The sequence below is a fragment of the bacterium genome, from assembly GCA_037200965.1.
Taxonomy (GTDB): Bacteria; Patescibacteriota; Minisyncoccia; order Phycocordibacterales; family Phycocordibacteraceae; genus C7867-001.
Window position 1 is genome coordinate 506,701 of sequence record JBBCGK010000001.1, and the last position, 15,369, is coordinate 522,069.

The following is a 15,369-nucleotide window of genomic DNA, read 5'->3' on the forward strand; positions in this document are numbered from 1 at the left end:
GCAAAAGCTGCTTAAGATATTTTTAAAATGACAGCGTGCGGTCTATAGGTTCTCTTGCGCTGCAAATCTACATTCCTCGCAAAAAGAGACCCGCGCCTTTGGCGCGGGTCTAAAGACTTTCCGATCTCGACGGCTGCCCCGACAACGAGATACGCTTCTAATTGATTGCCTTCCGTACGGACAAGTTCTCGATTCTTTCGGGGCCGGTGACGTTATCGACGGCGCAGCAGCCTAAGAAACCAGACGTTGAACTTAATCGAACAAAGCACTCCGGGAATTAACAACGCCCCCCAGGCAAAATCCGCCAGAGATACGGGGCGCCGCAGAGCCAACCAATCGCCGGATAGAGACCATTCCGGATGCCTTGTATGGGCGATAATTAAGAACCCGAGCGCGAGGACGAACACCGAAACCAAGGAAATAAAGAATGTTGATCGTCCGCGATTCTCGAGCATCGCTTCAAGCAAGGCAGTGAAGCACAGTGCGACAGTCGTTACCGCACCCGTCACGAGTTGCGGCCAGTGCGCATACAGCCAACCAGACATTTGCGAGACTCCTTTTTGAATTTAGGCCTTGCGAACAAGGCTTTGGTTAGAGAGGCTGGGGTGGCAGGCTTTTGTTTGGCGAAAGCCAGAAACCTTAACCGCCGAAGCGGTCGTAGGGATAAACCCTAGCGTGTGTATGCCCCGTTCTTCATCAGTGACACGCAGCCTGATGAGTACTTACCGCTACTATACCTCAGGAGATCGTCGAGTCAATCTCTCAATCGCGCAGCATTCCCTTTTACAAAACTGGCCCTCCAAGCGGCTACATCCGCTCCGGCGCCTTGATGCCAAGAAGCCAGAGTCCCCGTTCCATGGTTTTCTCAAATACCCGCGCGACCTCGAGCTTGTACGCTTCGTGCTCGCCGCCGATGATTTGCTCCTTCGCGTAGAATGCGTTCCATGCAGATGCAAGCTCGGTGAGGTACGTTACAACCTGATTCGGAGCAAGCGCGGAGGCAGCACGGGTGACGATAGACGGGAAGCGCATGAGCAGCCGCTCGATGACGTACGGCTCCGCCGGGGCATCGCCCGTTGCAGCTGTGCCCACCTTCGCGATGATGGATTTCGCGCGCACCAGCGCGTATTGGAGATACGGCCCCGAATCCCCCTCAAGCGACAGCGACTTCTCTTTGTCGAAAATGATGTCGGAGCCCGGCACCTGACGCAATATCATGTATTTGATTGCGCCTACAGCAACCTCGTTCGCGACAAACGGATCCTCATTCTTCTCAAATACTTTCTCGGTAACGTCCCGCAGAAAGGCATCCGCGGTTATGACATTACCCTCGCGCGATGACATCTTTCCCGCCGTAAGGCGGAGGAATCCTGTCGCTACATGCACCATCTTGCGCGCAAGCTCCGGAGCTATTTCGGAAAGCGCCGCGAGCACGGTCTTGAAGCGTCCGGTCTGCTCATTGCCCGTAAGGATGATGACCTTGTCGGAAGGCCACCGCTCTTCCTTGAGGAAAGCGAAGCCGATATCCTTCGCTTCATACGTTGGAGTATCATGCGAGGTGATGAAAACCATCGTGTGAACTCCCTTATTCTCCCCGTTGTAGATTATGGCTCCATCACTCTCTTCGAAGATTCCTTTCTTGAGACCTTCATGTACGATCTTAATGCCAAGCTGCGTTGTATCGCTATCAAAAAACTCAAAATCGAAGCGTGTCCCCAGAAGCTGCCAGATGCGGCGGAATTCTTTCATCGAAACTTCCCTCCCCTTGCGCCAGAGCTCCATGAGTTCGCGGTCGGTACCCGCATAGATTGCTTGATTGAGGGCGTCTATCTCCGCTTGCGCCCGTGGCTCGTCCTCATAAGCGCGCGACCCTTCGATATATGCCTCGCCTATCTCTTTTGCCGTCGTCGGCTCGGTAATACCCCGCTTACGCAGTCCCCAGAGCGCCTTCGCGACATTCGGGCCGACATCGCCGCCGAAGGTATCGCGCGCCACCGTCGCGCCCGCGTTCTCGATAAGGCGCGAGAGCGACTCGCCGACCACCGTGCCGACGAGATGCCCTAAGTGCATCTCTTTAAAAGGATTCGGTACAGAATATTCGATGATGACGCGCTTCCCTATTTCTTCGACTCCCTTCCCCCATCTATCCCCGGCTGCGAGCGCTCTATACACCGCTTCGGTGACCGCGCCACGAGAGAGTGTGACGTTCACGAATCCCGGTCCCGCGACTTCGACGCGGGAAGCATCGGAACCCAGTGCCGCGCGAAGCGCCTCCGCGATCTCTTCCGCGATTTCCTTCGGATTCTTCCCGAACTTCTTGGCCGCCGCCATCGCGGCGTTCACGGCGAAATCGCCGTGCGAAAGATCCGCGGGCCACTCGACCGCGAATGCGGTCTCCACCGTTCCGAGTTCCGCAAGCTTGTCCGCCACCGCCTTCCGTATCCGTTCTTCCATTGAGCCGAGTCTAGCAGAAAACCCCGCCGACGCGAGCGCGCAGGCGGGGTTTCCATAAGCACGCGCGGAATTATCTGTCCTTATCGGCTTTCGCGTGCATGAAGAAGTTCATGACCGGCCACTTGTCGAGGCGATACCACGGCCAGCGCGGCCCGTCCTTCGCTTCGCCGATCGACCAATCGCGCACGGTGTCGGCGTTCACTTCAAACGCACCGTCGAGCATGCCGCTGAAGCTGACATAGTCACCATCCGAGATCGCGCCAAGCGAAGAGCCGGAGCTGTCCGCTTCCACAAAATCAGTGTCGGCGTCGGTATCGATCCGCCAGGTGAGTGAGGTGCCGTTCACGGCCGTAACGGCAGTGATAACATCGTCCGAGATATCGGTGACTTTCGCCCCGCGGACAAGCGTCGAGCCGTTGCCGGAAATCGAGATTGAGACGGTGGTCTTATCGATGGCCGGTATCTTGAGGTTATTGTCGGAGTTATCGTCGTGCGCAAGCGCGAAGGCCGGAAGAACGGCGAAGGCGAGTCCGGCAGCAATCGTCCCTGTCGTTCGTAAAAACGCGAGTTCGGTACGTCTCATGGAGGTTAAGTTTAGGGTGGGTAAGGCTATGGAGATCATAGCCGAACGCCCCGCCTGCGTTACGCAATTCGCGGGGCGCGGCTGCGTAACAGCATACTCAGAGGAGATGAAGGGCGGATGAAATCTACGGGAACGATTCTGGAATCGGGCGCAAAAGCGCGAGCGCCCGGATTTCTCCCCGCACGCGGGCGACGGTCGCCTCGTCGCGCTTGGCAAGGACCTCAAGCATGAGTTCCGCGACGCGTTTCGAGTCTGTTGCATCAAACCCACGCGTCGTGATTGCGGGCGTGCCGAAGCGGATGCCGGACGGGTCCATGGGCTTCCTGGAGTCGTCGGCGATCATATTCTTATTAAGCGTCATGCCCGCAGCATCGAGAAGTTTCTCCGCTTCCCCTCCCGAGAGGCCGAGGGAACCGGACACATCCGCCAGAAGGAGATGGTTATCAGTACCGCCCGCGATGAGGCGCATACCGCCCGACGTGAAAACCTCCGCCATCGCTTTCGCGTTGTCGACCACCTGCTTCGCGTAGGTCTTGAACGAGGGCCGGAGCGCCTCGCCAAACGCGACCGCTTTCGCCGCGATCTGATGCATGTGCGGGCCGCCTTGAAGGCCCGGGAACACGGCCTTGTCGATTTTTTTGGCGAGCACCTCGTCTTCGCGCGTGAGGATGAGCCCGCCGCGCGGTCCCCGCAGCGTCTTGTGCGTCGTGGTCGTCATGAGGTCGAAACCGTAATCAAAGGGATTTTTTGCCGCGCCTCCGGCGATAAGCCCCGCGATATGCGACACGTCGGCGACCGCGACGGCGCCGACCTCCTTCGCCGCATCCGCGATCTTTTGCCAGTCGAGCTCGCGCGGGTACGCGGAGAACCCGGCAAGAATCACTTTCGGACGTTCCTTCTTCGCGGTCTCAAGAAGCGCGCCGTAGTCTATCTCGCCGGTGTCGGCGTTTTTCATGCCGTACCGTACGAAATTGAATATCTTCGAGATATAGGTCACGGGGCTCCCGTGCGTGAGATGTCCGCCGTGCGAGAGATCCATCCCGAGTATCGTGTCGCCCGGCTCCATAAGCGCCATGTACGCGGCGATGTTCGCGTTCGCCCCCCCGAGCGGCTGCACGTTCGCGAAGCCCGCGCCAAAGAGCTTCTTCGCCCGATCGATCGCGAGAAGCTCGATTTTATCCGTGAACTCCTGGCCGCCGTAGTAGCGCCTGCCGGGGTACCCTTCCGAGTATTTGTTGGTAAGTGCGCTTGCCATCGCCTCGCGGACGGCGCGGGAGACGTAATTCTCCGAAGGGATGAGCTCGAGGCTCTCTGTCTGCCGTTCTTCCTCAGCCAGAAGAATTGCCGCGACTGCGGTATCTTCCTTCTCGATGGTATGAAAATGCATCCTGCCATCTTGGCACAAAAGACCACGATATCAAGAAATGGAAACATTTCTTCCTTTGCTATACTTCGTACGCATATGAGCGCTATCACCCTCACGCGCATCCACTCTCCGAAGTCCACCGCGGACATGCTCCGGCAGATCGTTTTCCGCGGGGTGTATGATAGGCGCGGAAGCTCCGTACGGCCTTATGAGGACGCGCGCTTCTCCATCACGACGGTTTACCCACAAAGCTCGCCCGGAGGGTCGCCGGAAATCAAGATCGGGAAAAGACGCGAACCCCTTTTTACCCCGCAGCCGACCATCTACGAGAATCAGACGAAGATTCTGGAGGAGGTGGATTCGTTCCTGCTCGGGCACGACGTGCGTATGAGCGAACTGCGCGGCGCCGTCGAGTATTCGTGGGAAGGCCGGGGGGACTTCCATATCCTTCCGCCCGTCATCGAAAAGCACACCTTTCACCTCCGGGACGGATACCTTGATCTGGGGAAGTTATTGAAACGCTTCAAGGGCCTCCACGTTAAAGACGCCCGCGGAAAACTCCACCGCCTCTCGGACCGCTATCTGCGCTCGTTTTATATAGACGAGGTGAGCAAGATCGAACACCTCGACGTATTCAACTCGAACGTTCCGATCATCAACTACGGACTCGGGCATAACGGCGCTTTCAGCTTCTATATCGTCTGCGACGGCGCGCACCGGCTTGACCTTATCCTCGAAAAAATAAAGAAGCCCATGAACGTGCTCCTGGTCGAGCACCTGGAAAAGGACGCGCATCTCTACCCCTATTACGCCTTTCCCGTCCCGTTCCGGCCGTCGCTCCGGCTCTCAAGCAAGCTCTCCGAAAAGATGTACCACCGCCTGGAGCGCGACAAGATTCACATGTTCAACGATTTCATCAAGAAAACCCTCCACTACGACTGGGAAGCGGGCGGACTTAAGGTAAGTAAGCTCAGGAGCAACGCGGAAATCTTCTGACTACCCTATGCGTATGAACCCCTCCGATATCACCTCTCTCACACGCGCGCTTGAACTTTCGATATCGACGGCTCCTCCCCAAAAGCAGCATGCGGTTACGGCATCGGTCGCCTATTCCCGAAGCGGAGCTTCGTATCCGGCCGGAACCGTATCGTCGCAGACGCACATCCTCGACCTCCCTTCCGAACTCGCCGCGCTCGTCCGCGCTACGCATCACGGGGACTATCCGATCACCGAGGTGCACACGATGGCAGTCGATCCTGCGACGCCCGTCTCGCCGCTTGCGCTCAAAGCCCTCGCCGACCACACCGCGCGCACGGGTACCGCCATACGCTACGCGGTATTCGATATGGACGGAAACATTCTCTTCTCGGTCGACGACGCGCGCAATGCTCTCCCCTTTTACCGGATGCCCGAGCACTTGCTCTCAGCCGCAACAGATCCTACGCGGATCGTTGCGCTTCCCCAGGCGCGCGAAGTCGCAGGAGAGAGCATCGAGTCCCAGCTCCGCCGCTTGTCGCTTGCCGGAACCACGCTCAATTTCCCGACGCGAGACGGCGCGTCGGGCTATGGTGCCGCCGTGCGCACCAAGGACGGCACCTTCTACTACGGCGGCCAGTACTCGAGCTTCGATAAACGCCTTGGCATACATGCGGAAGTCGCCGTGCTCGTAAACGCGCTTATGAGCGGCGCAAGCGACATCACGCACCTGGGCATCATCTCTTCGAAAGCAACCGATACGCCCTGTAACCCTTGCGGTTGCTGCCGCCAGTTCATCAGCGAATTAGCGCGGGCCCGCACGTTCGAGCCGCAAATATGGTGTTTCGCCTCCGCCACCGAACAGGCCAACTCTTATGCCATCGACGAGTTGCTTCCCTCCGTATGGACAAATCGCCGATGACAAGCGCAAGACCGCAATTCCCCATCGTCGACGCGCTGCTTTTCGCGCCGCCCGAGTCGGCGAACGGCCGGATCGGCATCTGCACGAATACGAGCGCGCCGGGCCAGATCTATAACGACGTCGAGGAGAACAACCGCTTGGCGGTATCGATACTCGGGCCCCTGATCGTAAGCCGCGACGGGACGGAGCGCATGATCCTCAACTCGCTCGCGCACCCCACCCTTTCCTATCTCATACTTTTTTCCGAGGAGTCGCTTACGTTTTCGCCAAGCACCAACTTGCTGCTTGCGCTCATGCACGGCCTCGACGAGAGCCGCAGCGGCAACTACATCAGGGACGGACAGGCCGTATCCGCGCACTATCCCAATCTCTCAAAAGACATCCTCCGTCTCTTCGGGGAAACCATCGTCGTGCTCCCGCTCTATATGTCGCAGAACAAGGAGAGCGCCGCGGTCGTTGCCGAGTATCTTGCCTGGCTTGGTCCGCGCATTCCGGAAGATGTCTCGTCGTTCCTTAGGGAAGCGAACGCGAAGGAGAAAAAGTATTTCGACGCGCTTAACAAGCTTATCGGGCTCCTGAGAAAGATTCCGGAAAAGGAAAAGCCTCCGGTCATGCTCGACCCGAAGGACTTCCAGCATCTTCAGCCTCCCACGGTCACGATCCCGAACGAGCGGATACGCGCTACGGTGCCGTTTCGCGTAACGCTCGAAGGCGGGCTGCTCCGGCTTGACCTACGGCTTGGCGAACGGACGTACTTCATCCGCGACGAAAACGATTTCCGCATCGAGTATTCGCTGATGAAGTACCTCGGCGAGAGAAAGTCGGAGTTTACGCCGCTTGAGCAGTTACTTATCGGCGCCGAACTGAACCGGGCGAACGTGGAACGCACGAGCGGCCTCGCCGCGGAACCGTTCACGGAACCGAACGACATACGGGGAACCGAGGAAATCCTGCTCGAACCGAACGTGGCGCTCATCCCCGACCAGGAGTACTACTACAAAATCGGCCTTAAGGGCGAGCAGGTTTCGGTGATGTGCATGGCGTTCGATATCTGCGAGGAAGTGTTCGAGCTCCGCTCGAAAGAAGCGGGCGGCATATTCAAGTGGCTGAGCGAAAAAGACCGGTTCCAGAAATACGAAATGGACATGCTCCATCGAATGGATGTCGGCGGCCAGATCGGACGTGCCGCGATCGCGGCGCGCTTCGGTTATTCGTTCATCCAGGACTTCTCGAGCATTTTCAAGCTCAATACCGAAACGCTTCCGCTTATCCTCGCCGAAGGCGACTCGTTCCTCGATGTACACCGGTCGCTTCTTCTCAAGACCTATACCGAAGGCATTACGGAGCCGCACGGCGACGAACGGAAAGGGCTCTCCCGCACCGCCGTCGTACTTGCCGTCTACCGGGACGGCGCGACCGCGCTCGCGCAGATGCCGGGTATTTATAAGCAAGGCGACCAGTCGACGGAAGAGATGCGCGACGCGTACGCGAAGCAGCTGCTCCGGCTTGATCACGACGGCGACTATAGCTACGGGGAGCGCACGCGCGTACATTTCGGTTTCGACCAGCTGGAAACCGCGAAAAAAGCGCTCGCGGACAACCCGGGACGCGCGACCATCGTGCAGCGCTTTGATCCGACCGAGGATATGGGCAGGTCGCGTAACCCGGATACGGGCCGGACCGAATACACGCACGATCCCTGCCTTACGCACGACATCTTTTTCGTCCAAAACGGAAAGCTGCATTCGTTCCACGTCGCCCGGGCCCATAACCTTCCGAACGCGTACCCGGAGAACATTTTCGGTCTTCATGATGCGTATGTCCGCCCCGTCCGCGACAGCCTTGCCCTCGCCTCCGGAGACCTGTACATGCTGTCGAGTCGGGGAAACATCCTCCTCCTTACCGAGGAGCAGCGCGTGCGGAAGATCATCGCGGAACCGTCGAAACCGATGGGCGCGGTCGATAGCGTAAGCGGCCCGTTTCTTATCGGACCGAACGTGCGTTCCCCGGCCGTTCCCCAAGGAGGAATTTCTTATACGACTATCAAGCTCGAAGAAAACACTTCCTGCTCCCATCCTTTCCTCGATCGCTTCGCTTCGTTTGAAGGCATCGATACCATCGAACGGGCTATTTCCTATCTCGAAACTAAGGGCGGGGCGCACAACAACCCCATCCTCACCACATACCAGGCCGGAAAGTCGGACCCGCAGGAGGACCATCTTGTCTTCTTCCAGGCGAACGTGTTCGGAAAGCGCCTGCAGGCGACCGCCGTATTCGCGAACCACGCGCCGGAACCCGTGGACCGTGCGCTTATTTTCGCGCTTGCCACGCGCTTCGCAGGCCGGCTCAAGGTCGGGCTCGGAAATGCCGCCATTTTCTATGTCAACGCAGGCTGACCGATTCAAAGACGTGCGCGTCGTCGGATTCGATCTCGACCAGACGCTGTATCCGAAATCGCCGGATATCGATACGATGATCCAAAAGTACCTGTATGAAAAGATAGCCGAGCACCGCGGCATCGCCCTTATCGACGCAGAGCTGCTGTTTAAAGAGCTGTACCGGGACGGTTCGGGACTGTCGGGGCGGCAGACCCTCGAATCGCTCGGGCTTTCCGAGGCGTCGAACCTGGTGCAAGAGGCCCTCGAGCGCGCCGACATCGCCGCGGTGCTGCGTCCGGATCAGACAGTGAACCGATTCCTTGCCGAGCTGCGCGTTTCCTGTGATGGAATGGATCTGATTACCGGCTCGAACCTGTCTCAAACACAAAAGAAGCTCGCGGCTCTCGGGCTTTCTCCCGAAAGCTTCACCCACTGCCTTACCGAAGACCAGGCGAGCAAATCGGACGGTGCGGCATACCGGCTGTGGCTTTCCCTCTATCCGCACCTTCCGCCGCGGCACTTTCTCTATATCGGGGACCGGGTGCAAAGCGACCACGTGGTCCCGGCGGCGCTTGGCATACGCACCGCACTCGTTAATGTGCGAGCTGTCGACGCGCAAATCAGCGTCCCCCAGCTTCCGAGTTTGCTTGATCTGCGGGGCCTGCTCCCGGCACGATAGCTATAATAAAAACAGGCGCCGTTTAGGGCGCCTGTTTTTATATTCAAAGGGTAATCCCTAATTCCTGCCACCAAACCCAGTGCCCTGAACGAGCGTGAGCAGACGCTCCTCCTGCTCGGCAAGCGTCTTCGTGCGGCGGTTGAACTTCCAGGCGATCTCTCCGACGAAGAGGTACAGATGCGTACGGCGCATGCCGCCGATGCATCCGAGACGACGCTTCAAGAGCCCCCAGAAGCCCTCGATGTTGTTCGTATGCACGTCGCCGCGTACGAGCTCTCCGCCGTCATGATCCACGTACTCGTGACGGTACCCCCGCTTCTTGAGGCCGCGGTATGTTTTGAAGCCGTCGGTATACACGTACGCTCCCTCCGGCACCAGCCGCTCGATCGTGCTGAAGATGGTCCTCCAATCAAGCTTCTTGGGGAGTATGGCGACATATACCTGTCCGGAGGTCCGCGAAAAGAGCCCGAAGATGGGAAGCTTGTCGGTCCCGTGACCGCGCTTCGTTTCCAGACGCCGGATGTGGAGACGTTTGTTCTTGCGCTGGCCGCCGATGTACGTTTCGTCCATCTCGATTGGACCGGGAAGCACGGCTGGCTGGTCAGCCGTCATGACCGTACGGAGATGGAGTGCCATGCGCTCCACGCGCGAATGCGGTATTCCCGTCTCCTCAACGATACGTTTGATCGTCCGCTCCCTGAGGAAGACACGTATGCACTTCCGCCACTCGGCTTCCGTGCTGCGGATGCCCTCAACTGGAGCTGCGTGCCCGCTCCACTCGCGTCTGCACCGCCTGCACTTCAGTTTGTTCCTGCGGAGTTTCCAGGCACGGCGGAAGGCGCAATACGGACATACAGGAGCGGGCATATATGGTGGCACTATTAGGTATTGCACCACTGTGCCCGTCAGAGAGCCTCACGCAAGGATATTTCAAAGATATGTGGTGGCAGAGTTAGGGATTACCCATTCAAAAACTTATTTGACCTCCACGCCCATCGAACGGGCAGTTCCCTCAACAAGGCGGTCGGCAGCTTCAAGCGAACCGGCGTTGAGGTCCGGCATCTTCTCCTCGGAGATAGCGCGCACCTGGGCCTTCGAGAGCGTGCCTGCTTTCTCAAGCGGAGTCTTCCCGGAACCCTTCTCGATACCGAGCGCCTTGAGGATAAGGCGGGACGCGGGCGGGGTCTTTAGGATAAAGGTGAAGCTGCGGTCGTCGAAGACCGAGAGTTCGACCGGGATGATAATACCCATCTTCTCGCGGGTAGCTTCGTTGAACTTCGAGACGAAGTCGCCGATGTTGACGCCCGCCGGGCCAAGCGCGGTACCGACCGGAGGAGCGGGCGTCGCCTTCCCGCCCGGGATCTGGAGCTTTATCTTCTTTACGAGCTTTGCCATACGTATGGAGACTCTACGCTAGAGCTTCCTGATCTGCAAGAAATCGAGCTCGACCGGCGTCTCGCGGCCGAACATGGCGACCAGAACCTTGACCTTGCCGCGGTCCTCGTCGATCTCCCCCACCTTGCCCTCGAGGTCCTTGAACGGCCCGTCGTTTATGACGACCGGATCGTCTTTCACGAGGTCGATCTTGTGCTTCGCGACCTCAGCATTCATGCGCTTCATGAGGACGGCGACTTCCGCCTCGTCCATCGGGACAGGGGTTACGCCCGAGCCCACGAACCCGGTCACGCGAGGGGTGTTGCGCACCACGAACCACGAGTCATCGTCGACGAGCATCCGCACGAGAATATACCCCGGATAAATCTTTTCCTCTTCGGTCACGCGCTTCCCAGCTTTCACGCGGATCTTCTTCTCGGTCGGGACGACGACGTCGAATATCTTCTCCTCCATGCCGAGGGACTCAATGCGCTGCTTGAGGTTGCGCTCCACGGCGTTCTCGTATCCGGCGTACGTGTGGATCGCGTACCAGCGGGCGTCTTCCTTGCCGAGCCTGGTCTGGTCGGTGATATGGGTGCTGTTGGGTTCCATGGCCGGGGAAGTTATGCGCCGACGTAGTAGCTCACGACGGTCGTGAAGACGTAGTCGAGGGCGCCGATAAGAAGCGCGGTTATAAGCGAAATGAAGAGTACGAGGAGCGTGTGCTCAATCGCTTCCTTTCGTGAAGGCCAGGTAACGTGCGAGAGTTCTGCGCGCACGTGCGTGAGATACGAGAAAAGTGAAGTCATAGGGTGGTGGGTAAAAGCGGATTCGCCAATTAAAAAACCCCTGCGGGGTCGGTACGTTTCCCATGATAGTACGGGCCGGAAATCGAGTCAAGCAGCTGTACGCGTCCAGTACCTCTGGCACTCCTCGGCCGTTAATGAGGAGAGTATATACCGGAGCGGCGGCACCTGTCCCAGGGACTCGTGCGGACGCCGGGCGTTGTACCAGAGCAGCCAGTCGACCAGCTTCAGGTTGAATGCCGCGACGTCGTCCCGCAGGAGCGGCCGATTGAGCATGATGCAGTCCTCCGAGATCGTCCGGTTGAACCGCTCGACGAACGCGTTCATCTTCGGGCTGCGGGGAAACGTATTGAAGTGGGTGAGGCCGAGGGCGCGGCACCCCGCCTCGAAGTTCTTGGCGAACTCCGGGCCGTTGTCGGTCTGGAGCTCCGTGATGTCGAAGGGGCACACCGCGATGACGCGCGCGAGGAAATCGGCGGCGGACGCGGAGGAGTGGACGGTATACGCGCCGGCGAAGGCGAACTTCTTCTCGACATCGATGGCGGTCAGGACGTACCGCTTCACGCCGTCGATGAAGCGGACGACGGTGTCGAGCTCCATGCCCCGCTTGTGCCGCCTGCGCAGCTTCGTGCGCTTCGATACGGGCTTCTCCCGATACGTGCCGCTTCGCGCATAGTATGAGAGCGGCTTGTGCGGGAGCAGCAGCCCTCTCCTCTTGAGGTCCGCGACGACCCTCCCGACATACGATTCGGATACCCGGTACCCGTCCTCCCGCAGCAGGGCTGCGAGCTTCGCCTTGCCGAGCCTCGGATGCTCCGCGCGCTCCTTCAGGATGAACGTCTCGACCTCGGGGAGGACGATGCGTCTCCTCCGATTCTTCGGTGCCGTCGACTTGGGATCGAGCGCGTCGAGTCTCCCGTGCGCGCGGTCGAGCTTCGCCTGCCAACGGAAGAGCGTGCGGCGAGAGACGCTGAAGGCGTCCCTGGCCGCACGCTCCCCGTGCGTTTTCCAGAAGTCCAGCACCTTGACCCGATGCCGCACCTCGTCGTTGTTCCTCATATGCAGGAAGCGTATGCTCCGCTCGCGCATATACAACCAGCCCTCGGTATCCTTCAGTATGTTGAATTGACGCATCGCTCCTCAGTTAGGAGGAGTGCCATATGTATCTGAACTTGTGCAGCGGTGTGCAAGTATAAAAAAGACCTCCGCAACCTTAACGGTGCGGAGGTTTGAAGTGTCGAGGAGTCGTGGCGATCAGGCCGCGATGCGATCGCAAGTTCGCGCTTGGCGGAGTACTGCCGCCCGGCGCGCGATTTCTGCGTCGCTGAGTGAGCTGGGATGGCGTGCCACAGCGAGCTCGGCCCTGAAGCCCTCCAGCTCGTCGATGCCGGAAGCCTGCGCGTTCCTGAGCGCTTCGGCGACCGTATACGCACCGTCCCGAACCAGGGTCTTGAGGCGCGCTTTGATGCCATCCTTCACGGTGGCGAGATCGCGCTCGAGGTCGCGGACCAGGCCCACGAAACCGGCGGCGCGCGCCTGGCTGATGCCCTGTTCGAGGGTGATTTCGCGGCCGCGCACGCGACGGCGGATGTCTCCTTCCGTTACGAGCTTCGCGCGCTGACGGAGGACTTTGGCGGTGATATCCATGGCATACCCCTTTTTGCATAGGAACGGCCCAATGCCGGTTCCTGACTAGAATGTAGCATAGTAGTATACGTCTGTCAAGCGAGGTTTCTTAAAATACGAGAAAACGCCGTATATACGGCGTTTCTGTCCCTTACACCGGGATCAGTATGGCTATCTGATTTCGTAGGTGATGGAAACGGTCGAGGTAGTCTCATTCTCCCCTGTCGGAAGCGAAGGCGCTGCGGCCATATCCATGGCCTTGCCGCCAAACGCGCTTTGCGAGTACATAGGATACGGCTGGCCGCCGGTTTCTTCGTAGAAGTTCACGACGCGGCCGAGGCGGACCCCGAGTTCCTTGGCGAGCGCCTGCGCTTTTTCCTTCGCGTCCGCGATCGCTTCCGCGCGTGCCGCGGCCTTCACGCTGCCGTCCTCGTCGACGGTGAAATTGGGGCCGCTGATGTTCTGAACGCCAAGGGTTCCGAGCTCCTGGAGCACGTCACCAGCCTTCGCGGTGTCGCGCACCGTCACTTGGATAGTCTGCGATACGTCATAGCCCGTGATCGTTGCCGTGTTGTTCGGACAGAAGACCCCCGGAGGACAGGTCGGATACGTGTATTGCGGGGATACGCTGTACGCAAGCGTCTTCACGTCCTTGTCCTCGATGCCGGAATCCTTAAGCGCAGCAAGCGCGTCGTTGCTCTTTTTGGTCGCGGCAGTCTGCGCGTCACCGACCGACTTCGCGGTCTCGGTCACGGTGTACGTGATCTTGGCCACGTCCGGCACCGCGTTCGCGGTTCCCTGTCCGCTTACGGTAATAGTGTCGGTTGCGGGCGCGCTCGGGTGGTTAAGGTCGCGGATCACCGAAAGCGATTCCACGAGAAGGAAGAGTGCGAGCATGGCGAGCGCAAACGCTCCCACCTGCACGATGCGGTGCGGCGGTTCGATGCGCAGGGTCTTTTCGTTTTCGTTCATATAGTAAATCGGTTAACGGGTAAGTGCGGACAGTATAGCAGAATCTCTCAGGCAAAGCGCCGCTTGCGTCCTTCCCCTTTTTGAAGGTTTACATACTTTCGGTATTCGCAGCCGATGCCTTCCCAATTTTCTGCCGAGAGGTGTACCGGCTTTCCGTTGAAACTAAGAAGCGGCATAGCCTCATGACCTTCCTGCGCAAGCGCCGCGGCCGTCTCCTCCGGCGGCCTATCCGGAGCGAGGCGAAGCATCGTGGGCCTTGACCCGGGACCTATGGGAAACGGCTTATACAGGTCGACGAGTTCGGGATGCTGGTATGCGATGTCGATCAGCACTTCGGTCCACAGGAACGAGTGATTGAATCCCCATGCGGAAAGTATCTCCGGCAGAAGCTCCGCTACGCCGCGGTGTTCGCTCCTCCTCAGGATTTCTGCGCAGTCCCGGATACGGTTCGGCAGATAGGCACAGAGAAGCTTCTCGCGCGTCGGATACCTGCTGTTAAGAATAGTACTTATCGGAAACACGTACGGAACGCCGTACTTCGGGCGCGGATGCGCGAGCAATCGTTCATGCACTTCCTCGTTCTCTTTGACATCGAACGAAAGAAGCCCGGTCGAGCGAAGCGTCTCGGGCCGCGCGACAAGGCGCGCGAAGAACAGATTCATAAGCAAAAGAGAGAAATCCCCGGCAAGCGGGGCGAGCATACGATGATACTCGACGGTCTGCCGGTCGAGTTCGCGGTACACGTTACAAAAGCGTTACGCCGCAAGAACCGGATCGTCGAGCTACGTTAAATTCCGTGTTGGTCAAAATACGCAAAAAAGCTTGAGGTATCGAGCCCTTTTGCCTGTTTTGAACGCGAATATACAAACACTTGTTTAATTGGCGGGAAAAACGTATTTTTCAAGAACCTCTCCGGGAGCAACGGACCTGTTCCGGCTCGTATGTACGGGCTGGAATTTTCGCATTTAAAGGAATACCGCTTTCTCCGGTACGGAAAGATACCAACACGAATGGTTACTTAACTCCGGATCGTCCGTGTACGGCGCGGCAAGACCGCGCGATTTCTTGTCCCAAATACGCATGCGCTCTCCCGCAAATGCGATGACGGGATCAAGAAGCGCCCGCGAAATGGAATCGTGCGAAACGGCTGGTTCAGGCCGCTTCGCATGATTCTCCCAATGCTTATACAAACCCTTGAGTTCTTCTGGAATTTCGTAGAGCTCCATGAGCTCCT

17 protein-coding genes are annotated in these 15,369 nt (G+C 58.6%); 4 read left to right on the plus strand and 13 right to left on the minus strand.

What is annotated here, in order from left to right; genetic code table 11:
* Positions 1-212: 212 nt before the first annotated feature.
* The 4 genes from WDN10_02860 to glyA all read right to left on the minus strand — a co-directional run bounded on the left by WDN10_02860 (position 213) and on the right by glyA (position 4,424).
* Positions 213-545, minus strand: a complete 333-nt coding sequence (locus tag WDN10_02860) for a hypothetical protein (protein ID MEJ0053642.1) — start codon at positions 543-545, stop codon at positions 213-215.
* Positions 546-807: 262 nt separating this feature from the next.
* Complete coding sequence (gene argS / locus WDN10_02865; protein ID MEJ0053643.1) at positions 808-2,454, minus strand: arginine--tRNA ligase; 1,647 nt, start codon at positions 2,452-2,454, stop codon at positions 808-810.
* 70 nt (positions 2,455-2,524) lie between these two features.
* Entirely contained in the window at positions 2,525-3,037 is a 513-nt protein-coding gene (locus tag WDN10_02870; protein ID MEJ0053644.1) for a hypothetical protein, read from the minus strand.
* Positions 3,038-3,161: 124 nt separating this feature from the next.
* Entirely contained in the window at positions 3,162-4,424 is a 1,263-nt protein-coding gene (glyA, locus tag WDN10_02875) for a serine hydroxymethyltransferase (protein ID MEJ0053645.1), read from the minus strand.
* 75 nt (positions 4,425-4,499) lie between these two features.
* On the opposite strand from glyA, the gene WDN10_02880 reads away from it, so the two are divergent.
* From WDN10_02880 to WDN10_02895, 4 genes are read left to right on the plus strand one after another with little or no spacing between them, the layout of a single operon-like run.
* Positions 4,500-5,399 (plus strand): hypothetical protein, encoded by a 900-nt coding sequence (locus tag WDN10_02880; GenBank protein ID MEJ0053646.1) that lies wholly within the window; start codon positions 4,500-4,502, stop codon positions 5,397-5,399.
* A 13-nt stretch (positions 5,400-5,412) separates the two neighbouring features.
* Complete coding sequence (locus WDN10_02885; protein ID MEJ0053647.1) at positions 5,413-6,300, plus strand: hypothetical protein; 888 nt, start codon at positions 5,413-5,415, stop codon at positions 6,298-6,300.
* Entirely contained in the window at positions 6,282-8,696 is a 2,415-nt protein-coding gene (locus tag WDN10_02890; GenBank protein MEJ0053648.1) for a hypothetical protein, read from the plus strand. The genes WDN10_02885 and WDN10_02890 overlap by 19 nt, the downstream gene beginning before the upstream one ends.
* Entirely contained in the window at positions 8,680-9,357 is a 678-nt protein-coding gene (locus WDN10_02895; GenBank protein ID MEJ0053649.1) for an HAD family hydrolase, read from the plus strand. The genes WDN10_02890 and WDN10_02895 overlap by 17 nt, the downstream gene beginning before the upstream one ends.
* Positions 9,358-9,414: 57 nt before the next feature.
* On the opposite strand, the gene WDN10_02900 is transcribed toward WDN10_02895, so the two are convergent.
* From WDN10_02900 to WDN10_02940, 9 genes are all read right to left on the minus strand, one after another.
* Complete coding sequence (locus WDN10_02900) at positions 9,415-10,224, minus strand: IS1595 family transposase (protein MEJ0053650.1); 810 nt, start codon at positions 10,222-10,224, stop codon at positions 9,415-9,417.
* Positions 10,225-10,332: 108 nt separating this feature from the next.
* The gene (gene rplK / locus WDN10_02905) at positions 10,333-10,752 is read right to left on the minus strand and encodes a 50S ribosomal protein L11 (GenBank protein ID MEJ0053651.1); all 420 of its coding nucleotides are present in this window, start codon (positions 10,750-10,752) and stop codon (positions 10,333-10,335) included.
* Positions 10,753-10,770: 18 nt separating this feature from the next.
* Positions 10,771-11,343, minus strand: coding sequence for a transcription termination/antitermination protein NusG (nusG, locus tag WDN10_02910; protein MEJ0053652.1), 573 nt, complete (start codon positions 11,341-11,343; stop codon positions 10,771-10,773).
* Positions 11,344-11,354: 11 nt separating this feature from the next.
* Positions 11,355-11,540 (minus strand): preprotein translocase subunit SecE, encoded by a 186-nt coding sequence (secE, locus tag WDN10_02915; protein ID MEJ0053653.1) that lies wholly within the window; start codon positions 11,538-11,540, stop codon positions 11,355-11,357.
* Positions 11,541-11,627: 87 nt separating this feature from the next.
* The gene (locus WDN10_02920) at positions 11,628-12,671 is read right to left on the minus strand and encodes an integrase core domain-containing protein (GenBank protein MEJ0053654.1); all 1,044 of its coding nucleotides are present in this window, start codon (positions 12,669-12,671) and stop codon (positions 11,628-11,630) included.
* Between the two features lie 120 nt (positions 12,672-12,791).
* On the minus strand, positions 12,792-13,184 hold the full coding sequence (locus WDN10_02925) for a hypothetical protein (GenBank protein ID MEJ0053655.1): 393 nt from the start codon (positions 13,182-13,184) through the stop codon (positions 12,792-12,794).
* A gap of 150 nt (positions 13,185-13,334) precedes the next feature.
* Positions 13,335-14,135 (minus strand): SIMPL domain-containing protein, encoded by an 801-nt coding sequence (locus WDN10_02930; GenBank protein ID MEJ0053656.1) that lies wholly within the window; start codon positions 14,133-14,135, stop codon positions 13,335-13,337.
* Positions 14,136-14,182: 47 nt separating this feature from the next.
* Entirely contained in the window at positions 14,183-14,878 is a 696-nt protein-coding gene (locus WDN10_02935; GenBank protein MEJ0053657.1) for a hypothetical protein, read from the minus strand.
* A 222-nt stretch (positions 14,879-15,100) separates the two neighbouring features.
* A complete protein-coding gene (locus WDN10_02940) occupies positions 15,101-15,361 on the minus strand; it encodes a hypothetical protein (GenBank protein ID MEJ0053658.1) in 261 nt (86 codons plus the stop codon).
* Between the last annotated feature and the right edge of the window lie 8 nt (positions 15,362-15,369).

What these genes read in the sequence shown, in the direction of transcription:
- WDN10_02860 (MEJ0053642.1), bottom strand. Translation starts at nt 545, where the DNA reads ATGTCTGGTTGGCTGTATGCGCACTGGCCGCAACTCGTGACGGGTGCG.
- argS (MEJ0053643.1), bottom strand. Translation starts at nt 2,454, where the DNA reads ATGGAAGAACGGATACGGAAGGCGGTGGCGGACAAGCTTGCGGAACTC.
- WDN10_02870 (MEJ0053644.1), bottom strand. Translation starts at nt 3,037, where the DNA reads ATGAGACGTACCGAACTCGCGTTTTTACGAACGACAGGGACGATTGCT.
- glyA (MEJ0053645.1), bottom strand. Translation starts at nt 4,424, where the DNA reads ATGCATTTTCATACCATCGAGAAGGAAGATACCGCAGTCGCGGCAATT.
- WDN10_02880 (MEJ0053646.1), top strand. Translation starts at nt 4,500, where the DNA reads ATGAGCGCTATCACCCTCACGCGCATCCACTCTCCGAAGTCCACCGCG.
- WDN10_02885 (MEJ0053647.1), top strand. Translation starts at nt 5,413, where the DNA reads ATGAACCCCTCCGATATCACCTCTCTCACACGCGCGCTTGAACTTTCG.
- WDN10_02890 (MEJ0053648.1), top strand. Translation starts at nt 6,282, where the DNA reads ATGGACAAATCGCCGATGACAAGCGCAAGACCGCAATTCCCCATCGTC.
- WDN10_02895 (MEJ0053649.1), top strand. Translation starts at nt 8,680, where the DNA reads ATGTCAACGCAGGCTGACCGATTCAAAGACGTGCGCGTCGTCGGATTC.
- WDN10_02900 (MEJ0053650.1), bottom strand. Translation starts at nt 10,224, where the DNA reads ATGCCCGCTCCTGTATGTCCGTATTGCGCCTTCCGCCGTGCCTGGAAA.
- rplK (MEJ0053651.1), bottom strand. Translation starts at nt 10,752, where the DNA reads ATGGCAAAGCTCGTAAAGAAGATAAAGCTCCAGATCCCGGGCGGGAAG.
- nusG (MEJ0053652.1), bottom strand. Translation starts at nt 11,343, where the DNA reads ATGGAACCCAACAGCACCCATATCACCGACCAGACCAGGCTCGGCAAG.
- secE (MEJ0053653.1), bottom strand. Translation starts at nt 11,540, where the DNA reads ATGACTTCACTTTTCTCGTATCTCACGCACGTGCGCGCAGAACTCTCG.
- WDN10_02920 (MEJ0053654.1), bottom strand. Translation starts at nt 12,671, where the DNA reads ATGCGTCAATTCAACATACTGAAGGATACCGAGGGCTGGTTGTATATG.
- WDN10_02925 (MEJ0053655.1), bottom strand. Translation starts at nt 13,184, where the DNA reads ATGGATATCACCGCCAAAGTCCTCCGTCAGCGCGCGAAGCTCGTAACG.
- WDN10_02930 (MEJ0053656.1), bottom strand. Translation starts at nt 14,135, where the DNA reads ATGAACGAAAACGAAAAGACCCTGCGCATCGAACCGCCGCACCGCATC.
- WDN10_02940 (MEJ0053658.1), bottom strand. Translation starts at nt 15,361, where the DNA reads ATGGAGCTCTACGAAATTCCAGAAGAACTCAAGGGTTTGTATAAGCAT.